This is a genomic window from Hymenobacter sp. AT01-02 (assembly GCF_000961955.2).
GTDB classification, from domain to species: domain Bacteria; phylum Bacteroidota; class Bacteroidia; order Cytophagales; family Hymenobacteraceae; genus Hymenobacter; species Hymenobacter mucosus.
This window is the reverse complement of sequence record NZ_JZIR02000008.1, coordinates 55141-70139: the sequence shown is the minus strand read 5'-3', so window position 1 is coordinate 70139 and position 14999 is coordinate 55141. Positions and strand designations below refer to the sequence as shown.

Annotated in this window: 10 protein-coding genes and 2 pseudogenes; 5 read left to right on the top strand and 7 right to left on the bottom strand. The window is 51.2% G+C overall.

The features are described 5' to 3' along the window. Nucleotides 1-49 precede the first annotated feature (49 nt). From VI25_RS28775 to murI, 5 genes are all read right to left on the bottom strand, one after another. Nucleotides 50-187, bottom strand: a complete 138-nt coding sequence (locus VI25_RS28775; protein WP_152981477.1) for a T9SS type A sorting domain-containing protein — start codon at nt 185-187, stop codon at nt 50-52. Between the two features lie 17 nt (nt 188-204). Continuing rightward, nucleotides 205-3195 carry a beta strand repeat-containing protein gene (locus tag VI25_RS03430; protein ID WP_152981476.1) on the bottom strand — a complete coding sequence of 997 codons (2991 nt, stop codon included), beginning with the start codon at nt 3193-3195 and terminating at the stop codon, nt 205-207. A gap of 709 nt (nt 3196-3904) precedes the next feature. After that, nucleotides 3905-5086: a glutathionylspermidine synthase family protein gene (locus VI25_RS03425; RefSeq protein ID WP_045688968.1), complete on the bottom strand. Its 1182-nt coding sequence runs from the start codon at nt 5084-5086 to the stop codon at nt 3905-3907. Between the two features lie 14 nt (nt 5087-5100). Next, the gene (locus VI25_RS03420; RefSeq protein WP_052695284.1) at nt 5101-5787 is read right to left on the bottom strand and encodes a hypothetical protein; all 687 of its coding nucleotides are present in this window, start codon (nt 5785-5787) and stop codon (nt 5101-5103) included. A 108-nt stretch (nt 5788-5895) separates the two neighbouring features. After that, the gene (gene murI, locus VI25_RS03415; protein ID WP_089332757.1) at nt 5896-6726 is read right to left on the bottom strand and encodes a glutamate racemase; all 831 of its coding nucleotides are present in this window, start codon (nt 6724-6726) and stop codon (nt 5896-5898) included. 145 nt (nt 6727-6871) lie between these two features. On the opposite strand from murI, the gene VI25_RS03410 reads away from it, so the two are divergent. The 3 genes from VI25_RS03410 to VI25_RS03400 all read left to right on the top strand — a co-directional run bounded on the left by VI25_RS03410 (nt 6872) and on the right by VI25_RS03400 (nt 10696). Then, a complete protein-coding gene (locus VI25_RS03410; RefSeq protein ID WP_045688969.1) occupies nt 6872-7105 on the top strand; it encodes a hypothetical protein in 234 nt (77 codons plus the stop codon). Nucleotides 7106-7690: 585 nt separating this feature from the next. Continuing rightward, entirely contained in the window at nt 7691-8740 is a 1050-nt protein-coding gene (locus VI25_RS03405) for a hypothetical protein (protein ID WP_161806864.1), read from the top strand. Nucleotides 8741-8788: 48 nt separating this feature from the next. Then, a complete protein-coding gene (locus tag VI25_RS03400) occupies nt 8789-10696 on the top strand; it encodes an ABC-F family ATP-binding cassette domain-containing protein (protein ID WP_045688971.1) in 1908 nt (635 codons plus the stop codon). 93 nt (nt 10697-10789) lie between these two features. Here VI25_RS03400 and VI25_RS03395 read toward each other — a convergent pair whose 3' ends face one another. Then, entirely contained in the window at nt 10790-11176 is a 387-nt protein-coding gene (locus VI25_RS03395; protein WP_082455381.1) for a DUF952 domain-containing protein, read from the bottom strand. A 49-nt stretch (nt 11177-11225) separates the two neighbouring features. After that, complete coding sequence (locus tag VI25_RS03390; protein WP_045688973.1) at nt 11226-11612, bottom strand: hypothetical protein; 387 nt, start codon at nt 11610-11612, stop codon at nt 11226-11228. A 228-nt stretch (nt 11613-11840) separates the two neighbouring features. On the opposite strand from VI25_RS03390, the pseudogene hppD reads away from it, so the two are divergent. Next, nucleotides 11841-12973: pseudogene (gene hppD, locus VI25_RS03385) on the top strand (4-hydroxyphenylpyruvate dioxygenase). Nucleotides 12974-13200: 227 nt separating this feature from the next. After that, nucleotides 13201-14936: pseudogene (locus tag VI25_RS03380) on the top strand (phospho-sugar mutase). The last annotated feature ends 63 nt before the right edge of the window (nt 14937-14999 follow it).

The window sequence follows — 14999 nt, the reverse complement described above, 5'->3', positions numbered from 1 at the left end:
AAGGCCTCCTGAATTCAGGAGGCCTTTTTCAACTTATAAACCCGAAGGATTATTTCTTAACGATGCGGCGAGTAACTTTTGCATCACCTTCTCCTACTGATACCAAGTAAGAGCCAGATTGCAGTTCGCTCATATTGAGTTCGCCATTGGCGCCTAGTTTCTGAGTACGAATTATACGACCTGTCATGTCGGTGATAACGGCGTTCAAGCTTCCGTGGAAGCACCTAACTGGATGGTGAGTACATTCTCTACTGGGTTAGGATACATTACTGCCTCCACACCATTGATGTTGGTTACTGCTACCGGAGCCGTATAGTGGGTAGTACCATCCACGTCAATTTGCTTCAAGCGGTAGTACGAAGTACCAGCCAAAGGCTTGGTGTCAATAGCGTTGTAGCTAGTAGCCGTATTTGTGGTGCCTTTGCCTTCGCGTGACAAAATCGTTTCGAATGCTTTTGCATCGCTGCTACGCTGCACCTCGAAGCTTTTGTTGTTAAGCTCGCTAGCAGTTTTCCAAGTGATGGCAACCTGATTACTACGAAGCTTAGCGTCAAAAGATACTAGCGTTACTGGTAGGGGAGTACCTGGGGCAATAACACCAGGGATGGTATTCGGCACTGGCGGCGACAGATAGTTTTCAGCACCGGGTACGCTCACATTGAAGTTGTTGTCAATGTTGTTGTACTCAAAAGTATAGAAGTAGTACGTAACCCCTGGATCAAATCCTTCGATTACGGTAGACTGGTTAGGACCAGCGTACACTACATAGTATCCAGCGAAGATCTGGTCACCACGACCGTAAACTTGGTTACCGGTTTGGTAAGATCTACCATCCTGAGGCTGATTGTTGGCTGCCAGTTCGGGGTTTGTGCTGGCTACAATGATACGACCTTCACCGTACCCTTGCGTAGCGTAATCAGAAGGCAACCCTGCAAATGACACCGTTACACTTGTACCAGTGCGAGATACAGTAGGAGTGCTGCGTAGAGTTGGCTCATTATCGATGGAACGACCGGAAAGCAAGCCATTGCTAGCAAAGCTCTGCGTAGATCTATTGGAGAAGTCGTTGCTCTGGAACTGAAGCGTCGATTGAGCAGTACCTAAGTAAGTAGGCCGGTACCGCACATACACTGGCCGGTTGATCGTATAAGTTACTGTGTCCGGAGTTAGAGTTACCGTACTCGCAAAGTTCACATTATCCAATGACAGTTCAAACTGCTGAATTCCAAGCGGGTTCAGCGGGTTCGTGCTTAGGCTCTTCGAGATAACTACCGGTTGAAGAACACGCTGAGCATTGACAATTAGTGCCTGAGAGGCAGAGGTAGTGTTAACAATGACGTTGCGAATTTCTTGCAGGCCATTAAGCAACTCAATAGAAGGCTCGCTGGTACCCGCAACAGGAATACCTTGTGATACAGCAGGAGCACTTGCATTTAAAATCAACGAAGACGTTGTTAAAGCTGCATCTGGCAGAAAGCGTACGTACACCGATACTTCTGCTACATCTCCGCTGCTGGTATTACGCGGAACAACGATAGAGTTACCAGTTGTAGTAATTCCAACGAAGTTCGGCTCCAACGATACCTGGAAATACAAGGGAGCTGTAACCGTAATGTCTTGTAGTAGGTTTGTTCCCGACAACAGATAAGACTGCACAGAGGAAGCAACGCCAGGAACAGTGGAGAACTGGGCAAGAACGCCCGAAGCGTTGATTACCGAGTTATTACCCGTACTGTTTGCAGAGATGGTTACTACTACGTTTGTAGCACCTGTGCTGCTAGCAGTGATATCGCCACTAAAAGGCCCTGCATCAATACGACCAGCCAACTGAACCTCGATAGTGCGTAGTGAGACGGTACCGTTGCTAGGAGCAATAGTTAGAGGGCCAGTTGTAAAGTTACCACCAGCCGTAGCGTCGCGGAATACAATGTTAGACCTTGAGCCAGTCAGAACTAACGGAGTAGTTAAGTTGCCTGCGTTTACCGTAAACGAAAGAACTTGGGCAGATCCACTGCTAGATACAGTACCGAAATCTAGCGAAGTAGGGTTTGCTGAGATGAAGGGGCCAGTAGGTCTGGGGGTAGCCTCACCAGTAACGGCTACTAGAGCAGTAGCACCGCCATTACCCGTTGTTGCTATCGTAATGTTGCTGTTATAGGTACCACCAGTAGCAGGAGCAAATCGAGCTTGCAGTGCGGTGTTAACAGTGTTGTTCGTCGGAGTGAGGGTTACCGTTTGAACAAATGCACCGGATGTACCTACCCGAATCTCAAAGCCATTAGGAGCTGTTACTGTAACGTCTGAAGTTATGTTTGAGCCGGTTACAGTGAATGACTGAGGAGTACTAACCTGCTCAGCCTGAAGCTGACCAAAGCTTAAGGATCTTGGTGATGCCGAGAGGCTGGCAGGAGGTAACACCCCTGTACCAGAAACGCTTACGTTACGAGTAGTTGCTCCTTGGCTGGTGAAAGTTACAGCATCAACGTAGTTCCGCGCAGCGGTAGGCGTGAAAGCTACATATATAGTAGTGTTTACTGCACCATTACCATCTTGGGCTAGACTAAGCGTCTGGTTATATGTCCCATTGGCTGTAGCACTTACTGAAAAGCCAGTGGGAGCTGTAACAACGACAGGTGCTGTCAGGGAAGTAGCCGTAACGGCTACACTCATAGAGGAAGAAGTAGTATTGATAACTTGGTTACCAAAACCCAGCGCGGTTGGGTTTACCGTGATAGTAGGAGTACCTGCTACACCAGTACCTTTTACATCTATAAATGCTTGTACTGCTCCTCCTTGTCTTCCTCCCGTTGTCCCAAATGCCTGAATGTATTGACCATTTGTCTCTCCTACCGAAGAAGGACGAAAACGCACGAGAAAGTTACCTCCTGCAGAAGGTAAAGTCAAAGAGTTAGAATACGAAGTACCTCCATCAGTGCTACCTTCAAAAGATGCGGCGTTGGAAAAGCTAACTGTAATATTGCCGGTTAGATTAGCACCTGTGAAGGAGTACTGCTTAGGCGACGATGTTAAGCCCACTTGCACTTCGCCAAAACTATCTGGGGAAGTCTCTGTGGTTGAAGGATTGGGTGTAATCTGAGCCTGCACAAAGCTCGGCAAAGCTAAAAGCATTACCAGAAGAACCCACAATCGACTCAAATGGCCGCGCTTGTGGTTACTCAAGTATTTGTTTTTCATGAGTTATGGAAAGAAGTGTTTTACAAAGTGCTAATGGCGTTTCTGCTTTGTCTGAGCAGTAGGCACCAAGGAATTAGGGAAGTTTTATCAAGGGTCACATACGTGTGCACAAAACAAATAGACTAGTATTTTTTTTAGTCATTTTTTGATTTATTTTATACGAATGTACAAGCTAAACGCCGCGTCAGTGGTCATATTTCGTGCCAAGATGATGAGCTTGTATACAGTAGTGTCCTATTGTTAAATTAGTTGACTAGCGTGTTTATCCCTCAACTGTCGAAAGAACATGCAAATTTGATGCTTTCTGGGCATAGTTCCTTACGTAGAATAAAAATAAAAATTACAATCATATTATTTAGATAATACAAATTATACTATATATCCTCATTACCTCGTTATAGATTTACTGTAGACGTTTTTGGTAGGATTTACACAGGAAATAGTGCTTGTACATCTATATCACTTCAGTAGCTATTAGAGCCTATTACTCACGTATCTGCATGTCTTTTTACTAGAAGCTCGGCTATAAATAGTGTTGCTTAGCAATTTATATGGCCTTGGGCCCCTGCTTGTTTAAGTTCTATCCCGCCTATTTCCTTTTATCATAAAAATATATATCCCTATATTCTGCTTGTAATACCGGACAGCCTTCTGACCATAACAATATTTTCGTAGTTTTTTAGTTGCGGGGTATGTTTGAGCTTTTCTACTAGGATACTACATGTGGCACAAACTCAGATAGGTTCGTGATAAAACCGGCTGCTCTACGGAAGCCTATTGCACACGCTTCTCCTGTCCAGAACACACCGGCTTGGTACAATCTGTTTTCACTGTCGGCTGGCAATTCTGCAAACGTCTGGTAGATAGCTAACTGCTCTGCGTAGTCGCCAGCGGTAGAAGGCAAAGCAACTCCTTCGCGAATTTCGACTACATCTTGACCTTCGCGACCTAGTACCGGCTTACGTACACAACGCCCTGGCAGTGGGCTGTCTAGTTTCGCTTCTAGCAAGAGTGGATGATGAGGAAAACATTGCCACAGCCACGCCAGGATAGCCTTACTTTGAAATAGTAGCGTGTAAGCAGGATTAGCCACGACTACATCACGGCTCTGCAGGAGTTGAGTGAGGTCGGCCGTCAAATCTGGTTCTTCCTCAGCCAGGAGCTCCCAGGGTACCAGTTTAAACAAAAAACCAAAGCGCTGCCACTGGCCTAGTGCCGTTTCAGCCCATACTCCCCGCTCCTCCCCTACTACTGATACTTGCATGGCGTCTACCGAGCAAACATGCACATAGCTGAATCCCACTTCCTGCGCAGCGGCAGCTACAACGGCACAATTCGTTACGTCCTCCGCACTATCAGGTAAATGCACCAGCAACAGGGTAGGCTCCAAATCCTCGTTTAGCTCCCGCCAGCGGTTGAGCTGCTCCTGTAGTCCTTCGAACAGACCGTTGGCTTGGCGGTCTTCATTGGCCAATCCGGCCGCCATTAAGCTGGCCCACTGCACCACGGCTGTTTCGGGAATACTAGTAGCCGTATCAGCATTGAACTCAAGTAGCTTGGGCCCCTCAGGCGTTTGAGCTATATCAAACCGCCCATACAAGTGCCAATGACGCTCGTCGTTCCAAGAGTGTCGCACGGCAGCCCACAGGTTTTCTGGAATGCAGAAAGTGCGGAGCAGCTCATCAGGAATAGGATCGGGGATGCTTTGTACTAGCAACTCATATAGCGCGTTGGTAGCATCAAAAAGCTCGTCGGCGGCGGCTTCAGGAAGTTGTACGGCTTCGCGAGCTACGTAGTGCTGGCAGGCATCTTCTACGGCCCATTCCCACCCCAAGGCCCGCACCGCAGGCCCTACATCACCAGCTAATGGTAATAGTTGAATCTGCTTCATTTCCTTCCTGTCAATTAGCCTCCAAATCCACGGCTGCCACCACGGCTACCAAATCCGCTACTGCGGCTGGAGCGCGGGGCGCTGCTGCGAATACTACTACGACCATAACCCGTGTTGCGTGTCACGGTACTACTAGGTCTAATTCCGGACGAAGTAGTAGTACGGTTGCCCGAAAACCCACGGCCAAAGAATCCGCGGCCTTGGTCCCGCTCCTGAGCCACTCGGCCGCGCCACCCCATATTCTGCTGTAAAACGCCTGGGTTTGCATAATAAGAGGGCTGAGGGGTAAGGAAACGCCCGGCCATGTACCCGATACCGCTCCACATGAGCACGTCCATCATGCTAGTGCCTCCTACGCGGTTTTCGGTATGCTGCCGACTATAATCCTGCATCTGACGCTGCAGGGCTTGGCCTTGCAACGTATCTACTTTCCCATCAAAGTGATGTAGGATGGCGGCGACCTCCTCTTTGCCCGCGGGGCGCTCGGCTGTAATCTTCCATTGCCCGGGTTGTACCTCGGTCATTTCCGTCAAAACGCCCTGAGAATACGAATCCCCGTTGCTCCAGTCGCCTGCCGCTGCAGTTTCAGCGTCGGACGATCCACCGGAGCAAGCGGGTAATACTAGGCCGAAGCTGGCTGCCGCGGCTATCAGCAGCACATTCCGGCGCCAATCACCAAGAGGATAGTAAGGTTTGTTCATAGCGAATGACTGTAGGATGTTACTTTCTAGAAAAATGGTTGCACCGAGGCCCTTTACCACGGCTATCAGCTGTCGTCACCCACTACGGAGTAGGCTCTACAAATTGCCTTATTCCCACAGGGGATAATGCTCCAAATGCACTTCCTGACCGAAGAAGATACGGGTGCTCTCCTCAAAGGAACGCGTGAAATCGGATACGTAAAAATGATGCATGGGTGCTGTTTGGCTTTCGGCCGCTGCCAGCTGATTCTCTAGCAAGTACCGCCGCACGTGCTCAGCTACTACATCAGAAGCGTCTAGGACTTCCGTGTGCCCCTGGTAGTAGTCGGCAATTTGCTGCTTGATAAGGGGGTAGTGAGTGCATCCCAATACCAAGGCTTCAATTCCCTGCAGTATAGGGTTGGTGAGATAGGACTGAATGATATTGTCACTCACATTATTCTCAAAGAAGCCTTCCTCAATCATAGGTGCCAAGAGAGGGGTAGCCAGACTTTGCAACTGTACTTCGGCATTCAGGTCGTCTATCTTCTTCCGGTACACATTACTGTTTACCGTTTGCTTGGTACCGATGAGGCCCACTGTGCGGCCGGCGTACGTTTGGCCAATGTGCGCCACAATAGGATCAATCACATTAAGCACTCGTGCTTTCGACCCTACATACTCGCGCACGAGTTCATAAGCGGCAGCCGAGGCCGAGTTGCAGGCAATCAGAATAACCTTACACTGCTGCTTGAGCAGCAGGTCACATATCTTAATGGAATAGGCCTGGATAGCTGCCGTGCTTTTGTCGCCGTACGGGAGGTGCGCAGTATCGCCGAAATACACGAGCCGCTCGTGGGGAAGTACGCGGTTGACGGCCCGCGCCACAGTGAGGCCACCGATGCCGCTGTCGAATACACCAATGGGACGGGAGGTCAGGTCAGGAGTTGTAAGTACCATAGCGGAGGCGAAGGTACATAACGCGGGCGCAGGAGCGAGAGTGAGTGGTTCTGGTCCGTCTACCGCGCGTTGGAGCTGGTCTACATCTTACGCGCTTCTTGTGGTACTTTACGTGCAGATTTAGCCATTTTCCTATATTGGTCGCATGAGCAAGATTCTGGAGGAAATAGATCAGGCCCTGACAGCTTTCGATTCCAGCCGCGGCCGCCCTGTTGCCATTGAGTTAGGCGAACGGAAATACACGCAACTAGTGCTCGATGTGGCCTACTTGCACGCTGACGGCGGCGACCTAACGCACAATACCGGCCGGCCGCTAGCCTACCGGGGCCTGGAAATACTACGCGACGACACGCACCGCGACCGAGTCCGGGTGATTTAGCCCTTCTCAGCTCAACCTGTTTTCTGGCTGTAACCTACTATTTGCGGGTGCATTGGCACCTTGCTAATACCTATCCGTGTATAGGCAATAATTCATCTACTATCTATGTTCAGCAAGGTGTCGTTAAAATTTTTTAGGCACCAATTTGTATGGCCTGGAGTATTGTTGCTACTCATTTTACTAGTCCGCCTGTATGGATTACGAAATGGTGGCGCGTTGGCCTTTCCAGACGAAGAGCGGTATCTCCAATCTGTAGAAGCAGTAGAGGCACTGGCGAGTGGTAATGCGGAGCAAGCCTGTCTGCACTTAGCAGATACTCAGGGACGTCCGGCCGATGCTATTTTTCGGTTGCCGGTTGCCGGCTTGCAAGTACTTCTACATAATGTGTGGGGAGTGCCCGTTACCGCGCCCTTCTCTCTCCTGTTGCCCCAACTCATGAATTGGCTGGTGCTTATATGCAACCTAGTATTGCTAGGCTACCTCGCCCATCGATGGCTTACAAGGCGTGTTGCAGTGGCTGTAGTGCTTGTGTACTCTTCATTGGGAAGTACACAGTTGTACGTGCGGCACCTCCTACCCTATGATATGGCGTTGGGTATTACCCTGCTCTTGATGGTGTTGCTAACAGCTCCAAAAGCAAGATCGTGGAGTGCACACCGCCGGGGTTTTGTTGCGGGCACATTGGCATTAGTAGCTTTTGCTACCTATCCAGGCTATTATTTCGGTTTGATTGTACCAGCAGCATTAGTGTTGACCGCAACTAAGCGTCGTCAATGGTTAGCTGCAATGGGAGCTTTCGGGGTTGGTGCAGGCACAGTATTTATCCCACTAGAGCTGCTGACACGCTTCGGTCACATTTCCTATTTCCGCACATTGCAGAGCCCCCCTTATCTCCCCACACAAGGCGACTTTGCTGAGAGTTTTTCCTTCTTACCCAAATATGTTTGGCATGTAGAAGGAGTACTGGGCGTGATACTGCTTATCGGGGCCATAGTAGGAGTAGGCATCGTTCTAACTAAACCGATTTCAGCATCTCAAGCTATAGGGCTAGCTGTAGTAGCTGGGTGGCTAGTGCATGCTAGTCTAGGCTTCTTTGCACATAAGATGGTTTTCTATGGTCGCCTTGTGCATTTCTTTATGCCCTTCATAGTGCTCTATGCCGGTGTAGCTTTAGAATATTCTGTGCAACGAGAGCGGCTACGCAATCAAGTTATTGTACTAGTGATAGTAGCAGCACTTATAGAATCAGGCAACTTTTGGTGGAGGTACACGCAGATAGCGTATCCACTTGATGTACTAGCAAGCTATGCTGTAACTTCTGCCGTGCCACTACGCTACCTTAATGAGGGCAGAGTTCAGTCTACGCTGAACTACCCACCTGCAAGTGCACAATATGACCTATCGCAAGACACATCTGATTCTCTATTACTTGTCAATTTTACCTATCCCTACCCATTGCCAACCGGCCCATGCCAATTAATACCTCCACCTGTTCATTATCAATTGCTATTTGAGGCTCCTCACTTCTTCTCTTTTCCGGCCTATACATTTGAAAACTTCAGCCCCACAGAGCGGGCTCACTTGTGGCGCTGCGCTTACCAGTGTAGGCTATACCAGCGTACTGGCGGCGGATAATCAACTAGTAGTGCCCACGAGCGAAACCAGTGCAGTACCTTTGCAGCTATGAATCTGCTTTCTGCCGAGAATCTCTCGAAAAACTACGCCGACCGGTGGCTATTCCGGGAACTGAACTTTGGGCTGCAACAGGGCCAACGCGTGGCGCTGGTAGGCATTAATGGCTCGGGCAAAACAACGTTGCTACGCATTCTGGCCGGGTTGGAGCCCCCAGACAGCGGTGAAGTGAGCGTGCGCAAGGACACCCGGGTAGCTTTCTTGGGGCAGCAGCCCGTGTTCGATGAGTCGCTGAACGTGGAGCAAACCATCTTTGCTAGCCAAAACGACACTTTGGCCGCCATCCGCGACTATGAGCACGTAGTAAACGACCCCAACCATTCGCCCAACGACTTGCAGCGGGTAATGGAGCTAATGGACACCTACAATGCGTGGGATTACGATGCTCAAGTAAAGCAAATCCTGGGGCGGTTAGGAATTTTGGGCGACCTATTGGAGCGGCCTGTTAGCAAGCTTTCCGGTGGTCAGCGCAAACGCGTAGCGCTGGCACGGGTGCTCATTGAGGAACCTGATGTGCTTATTCTCGACGAGCCCACCAACCATTTGGACCTAGCTACTATTGAGTGGCTGGAGAACCGCTTGGCAACTCCTTCACTCACGCTGCTGATGGTGACCCACGACCGGTATTTCCTTGACCGCGTAGCCAATGAAATAGTGGAGCTGGACCAAGGCCGCGTACACCGCTACCAAGGAAACTACTCCTATTTTGTGGAGAAGAAGGCTGAGCGCGAACAGATGGAAACCGTGGAGGTTGAAAAGGCACGCAATCTGCTGCGGAAAGAGTTGGAATGGATGCGCCGCCAGCCCCAGGCTCGTGGCACCAAGCAAAAGGCTCGCATCGACGCATTCTACGAAACGCAGGAGAAGGCCAAAACCAAGCTCAAGGGCCCTGATCTAGAATTATCGGTAAAAACTACCCGCCAAGGAGGTAAAATTATCGAGGTGGAGCACCTGCACAAGCAATTTGGGGGCAAGGTGGTGCTGAATGATTTCAGCTACGTTTTCAAGAAAAAAGACCGTATTGGGCTTATCGGCCCGAATGGTGCGGGTAAGTCAACGTTGCTGAACATGCTCACCGGCAAACTGCAGCCCGACTCGGGCGTGGTAGATGCTGGTCAAACTACGGTATTTGGTTACTACACCCAAACAGAACTGGACTTTGACCCTTCTCAGCGCGTGATTGACATTGTGAAGGAAGTAGCCGAAGTAGTGGAAATGGCCGATGGTAGCCAAGTTACGGCTTCGCAATTTTTGCAGCACTTCCAGTTCCCGCCGGCTCAGCAATACACGCTTGTGAGCAAGCTTAGTGGGGGCGAAAAGCGCCGCTTACAACTTCTGCGGGTACTCATCAAGAATCCTAACTTTCTCATTCTCGACGAGCCTACCAACGACCTCGACATCATCACTCTCAATATTCTGGAGGACTTCCTCCTTAATTTCCAAGGGTGCCTGATCATTGTATCGCACGACCGTTACTTCATGGATGCGCTGGTAGAGCAGGTATTTGCCTTGGAGCCCGGCGGAAAAATCCGGCAGTTTCCCGGCAACTATACCGACTACCGGGAGTGGCAGAAAGATCAAGACGCTGAAACGGCGGCTCGCCCGCCCAAGGCAACTGCTTCGGCGGCCCCTGTAGCCGCACCGCCTACCCCGGCTCCTACGGCGGCGTCAGCTAGCACGCCCAAACGCAAGGCCACGTTTGCGGAGAAGAAAGAGTACGAAAACCTGGAGAAAGAAATCGAGCAACTCGAGGCCCTCAAGCAGCAGCTTATTGAGAAGCTCAACTCAGGTACGGGCAACCACCAAGAACTAGCCGACTGGGCTGCTCAGCTTAAACGCACCGACCAAGACCTTGACTCGAAAGGCGAGCGGTGGCTGGAGCTAGCCGACTTTGTGTAAAGAAAAAGCCCCGCACATGCGGGGCTTTTTTATGCCTGATGAGTTGCGCGAGTAGTAAGTATTGCACGCGCTACTTAGTGGCTACCTCCTAGCCTATATATCAGCGGGTAGTACGGCGGTGCCGTTGCTGGGCACGGAGAAAGCCCACACCCGACGCACAGCACGGAGGGGCACAGGCGCAAACACGTGCGCGAAACATTGCTGACGGCTAGCTACCCACTCGCGCTCTACGCGCACCCCACTTTCCGCCAATATATCTTCATCCCACTCCAACAATACGACCTCTACCCGGCCGGCATAGTACCGACGTGCGGTTTCTACTACTTGCAGCCTCTCGGAGCAATGAATGAAGCCTTCTGCAGCTAAGTCAGCGCTGGCGAAGAAACCCGTTTGTTGGGCTTGGTGCCAGTCCGCGAGTTCAGCAATACGGTACAACATCTCCTTAGGCGCAACAGAAAACTGGGCTGGGGGCTGATTCATCGGTGAATCAGCCCCCAGCCCAGTTCCTAACTCTACTACTGAATACCGCTTAGGCCTTCCACACGTCCTGTTGTACGGCTTTGCCCACCGTCAGCACTAGGCGCGTAGGGTTAGGCACCAGCGTGAGACGTGCCTCCTTGCCGGAGTATTTCTCTGAGTCAATCCAGACGCCTTCCTTGGGCGAGGGTGTGCCGCTGGTAGTAGCGGGCAAATAGGCAGTAGGCAGTAGCACGTCGGTATCAGAAACTAGTTCGTCGTGCACTTTTTCTAAGGCTGCTTCCAGGAACGAGCCGTACTCGTCGTTAAAATCGTCTTCCAGGTCGTGCAGCTCTTCTTCCACGTCGTCGTAGCGGGCGTCATCGTAGGTGAGCTTATGTAGCTCGGCTTTCTTTTCGATGAGCGTAACCAGGGCGCGGTTGAGGTCCTCCTTGTTCATAGCCACGGGCAATAGATATGGTGTAGCGCAAAGGTGGGGAGGATTTGGGAATTTTTTGCGCTATTTGATTTCCTGTTCTGTCTTGTTCTTCCTCTGATTGGGCTATGCAAAACCCCCTTGGGTACACTACGGATGCTACTCGTTCTGGAAAGCAGAAAGCTAGCTATTAGTCCCAAACTCCTACTTTTACTAGCGTAACCCATCCATCCTACCCACTACATCCCACCCATGGAAACCATGACCTCACCGGCCGTGCAGGCCCATCCAAGCCAAGATTTTTTACCCCTCAACGGCACCGACTACATTGAGTTCTACGTCGGCAATGCCAAACAATCGGCCTATTATTATCAGGCCGCTTTCGGGTTTGAGCTGGTGGCGTACGCCGGCCCCGAAACTGGAGTGCGCGACCGGGCCAGCTACGTGCTGCAGCAAAACAAAATTCGGTTTGTACTGACGACCTCCCTCCTCCCCGATTCTGACATTACGCGCCACGTTGCGCAGCACGGCGACGGCGTGAAGGTGATGGCCCTGTGGTAGATGACGCCCGCAAGTCGTTTGAGGAAACCACCAAGCGCGGCGCCAAGCCAGCCTTCGAGCCGTATACCCTAGAGGACCAGCACGGCTCGGTGACCCTAGCGGGCATTTATACTTACGGTGAAACGATCCACACGTTTGTGGAGCGTAGCCAGTACAGCGGCGCCTTCCTACCGGGCTTCGTGGCCAAAACCAGCGGCCTCCCGCAGGGCAATCCCGTGGGCCTAGAATACGTGGACCACTGCGTGGGCAACGTAGGCTGGGGTGAGATGAACCAGTGGGTAAAGTTCTACGAAGATGTTTTGGGCTTCAAGCTGCTGATTACCTTCGATGACGACGACATCAGCACCGAATACTCGGCGTTGATGAGCAAGGTGGTAAGCAACGGCAACGGGTTTGTGAAATTCCCTATCAATGAGCCTGCTGAAGGCAAAAAGAAGTCCCAGATTGAGGAGTACCTCGACTACTACCACTCCCCCGGGGTACAACACATGGCCCTCATCACCCACGATATCCGCGCTACGGTTACTGAGTTGCGGCGCCGCGGCGTTGAGTTTCTTTCGGTACCAGGCACGTACTACGACGACCTACTTGAGCGCATCGGCCACATCGATGAAGACCTGGAGTCTATCAAGGCGCTCAATTTATTGGTAGACCGCGACGAAGAAGGCTACTTGCTTCAAATTTTTACTAAGCCAGTAGAGGACCGTCCCACCGTATTCTATGAAATAATCCAGCGCAAAGGTGCTAAGAGCTTCGGCAAAGGCAACTTCAAAGCCTTGTTTGAGGCTATTGAACGAGAGCAAGCCCTGCGAGGCAACCTCTAAGTACATATTTGCTAGGCAAATGCTTGCCTAGCACGAATGAGCCCTAGTGCCAAATGGTACTAGGCTCATTCGTGCTAGAAGCTACGCAGAAACTTCACACTACGCGAACTAAGAATAGCATCTAAACGCTACCGCTGCATTACTTTTTATGGAGACCTTCTCTCCATCCAATAAAAACCTGTTTTCTTTACTCCCGTTCTCAGAACCCTATTCTTTCATTTGCTTCTATGGCCCTCACTCCCGAAATCCAGCAAAAAATTGATACTTGGCTGACCGACAGCTACGACCCCGCTACTCACGCCGAAATTCGCGGCATGGTAGCCGAAAACCAGGAGGATTTCCTTTCTGATGCTTTCTACCGCAATCTGGAGTTTGGCACTGGTGGCCTGCGTGGCATTATGGGTGCCGGCTCTAACCGCATGAACCGCTACACCTTGGGCATGGCTACCCAAGGCCTGAGCAATTACCTGCTGCAAAGCTTCCCAGGCCAGGAAATTAAAGTGGCCATTGCCCACGACTCGCGCAATAACAGCAAAGAGTTTGCGCGTATTGCCGCCGATATTTTCTCGGGCAATGGCATTACGGTGTACTTATTTGAGGCCCTGCGCCCCACGCCGGAGTTATCCTTTGCCATCCGCCAGTTGGGCTGCCAGAGCGGCTGTGTTGTTACGGCCTCGCACAACCCCAAGGAGTACAACGGCTTCAAAGTGTACTGGAACGATGGCGCCCAAGTGGTAGCCCCTCACGATAAAAACATTATTCGGGAGGTAGAAGCCATCCAATCGGTTAGCGAGGTGAAGTTTGGTGCTGATGCTTCACGCGTTCATCTGATTGGGGCCGAACTGGATGCAGCCTACCTAGCTAAAGTAAAGGAGCTCAGCATTAACCCCAGCGCTATTCAGCGCCAGCACGATCTGAAGATTGTGTACACGCCCCTGCATGGTACGGGCATCACGCTGGTGCCCCAAGCACTAGCTCAACTGGGCTTCACCAATGTGCACGTGGTACAAGGCCAAGCTACCCCCGATGGTAACTTCCCCACGGTACAGTCGCCAAACCCGGAGGAAAAGGTAGCCATGCAAATGGCTCTCGACGAAGCAAAAGCCCTTGATGCTGACTTAGTTATTGCTACCGACCCCGACGCCGACCGCGTAGGTATTGCCGTGAAGAACGACAAAGGCGAGTGGGTACTAGTGAATGGCAACCAAACGGCAGCCTTGCTCACTCACTACCTGCTCTCAGCCCGCAAGCACGCCGGCAAGATGACGGAACAGGATTTCATCGTGTACACCATCGTTACCAGCGACGTACTCGGCGACGTGGCCCGGGCCCACAACGTAACGGCCTACCAAACCTAACGGGCTTCAAGTACATTGCCGGCATCATCCGCGACTTGGAAGGCCAGCAGAACTACATCGGTGGTGGTGAGGAAAGCTACGGATACATGATTGGCTCCTTCGTGCGCGACAAGGACGCCATTTCGGCCTGCGCTATGATTGCCGAAATGGCGGCCGTGGCCAAAGACCAGGGCCGCACGCTCTACCAGGAAATGGTGCAGATGTACCTAACCTATGGTTTCTACAAGGAGAACCTGATTTCATTAACTAAAAAGGGCCAGCGCGGCGCCGAGGAAATTCAGGAAATGATGCGCGACCTGCGCGCCAACCCACCCGCTACCATTGCGGGCCTGGCAGTGGCAGAATTGCGGGATTACAAAACCGGCAAAATCCGGAACCTACATACCGGCCTTGAAACTGAAACCGGCCTGGAGAGCAGCAATGTATTGCAGTTCATTCTGGAAGATGGTAGCAAGATTTCGGCCCGTCCCAGCGGCACCGAGCCCAAGATCAAGTTCTATTTCAGCGTGCGCCAGCCCTTGGCCTCTGCCGTAGACTTTGACCTAGCAGATCGACTCGCCGGTGAAAAAATTCAAGCCATCATCGACGACATGCAGTTGAAGTAGCACAGCTTACTTATTTGATAAAGAAATGCTCGCTGTGGAAATGGCGAGCATTTCTTTATACAT

What these genes read in the sequence shown, in the direction of transcription:
- VI25_RS28775 (WP_152981477.1), bottom strand. Translation starts at nt 187, where the DNA reads ATGACAGGTCGTATAATTCGTACTCAGAAACTAGGCGCCAATGGCGAA.
- VI25_RS03430 (WP_152981476.1), bottom strand. Translation starts at nt 3,195, where the DNA reads ATGAAAAACAAATACTTGAGTAACCACAAGCGCGGCCATTTGAGTCGA.
- VI25_RS03425 (WP_045688968.1), bottom strand. Translation starts at nt 5,086, where the DNA reads ATGAAGCAGATTCAACTATTACCATTAGCTGGTGATGTAGGGCCTGCG.
- VI25_RS03420 (WP_052695284.1), bottom strand. Translation starts at nt 5,787, where the DNA reads ATGAACAAACCTTACTATCCTCTTGGTGATTGGCGCCGGAATGTGCTG.
- murI (WP_089332757.1), bottom strand. Translation starts at nt 6,726, where the DNA reads ATGGTACTTACAACTCCTGACCTGACCTCCCGTCCCATTGGTGTATTC.
- VI25_RS03410 (WP_045688969.1), top strand. Translation starts at nt 6,872, where the DNA reads ATGAGCAAGATTCTGGAGGAAATAGATCAGGCCCTGACAGCTTTCGAT.
- VI25_RS03405 (WP_161806864.1), top strand. Translation starts at nt 7,691, where the DNA reads ATGGCGTTGGGTATTACCCTGCTCTTGATGGTGTTGCTAACAGCTCCA.
- VI25_RS03400 (WP_045688971.1), top strand. Translation starts at nt 8,789, where the DNA reads ATGAATCTGCTTTCTGCCGAGAATCTCTCGAAAAACTACGCCGACCGG.
- VI25_RS03395 (WP_082455381.1), bottom strand. Translation starts at nt 11,176, where the DNA reads ATGAATCAGCCCCCAGCCCAGTTTTCTGTTGCGCCTAAGGAGATGTTG.
- VI25_RS03390 (WP_045688973.1), bottom strand. Translation starts at nt 11,612, where the DNA reads ATGAACAAGGAGGACCTCAACCGCGCCCTGGTTACGCTCATCGAAAAG.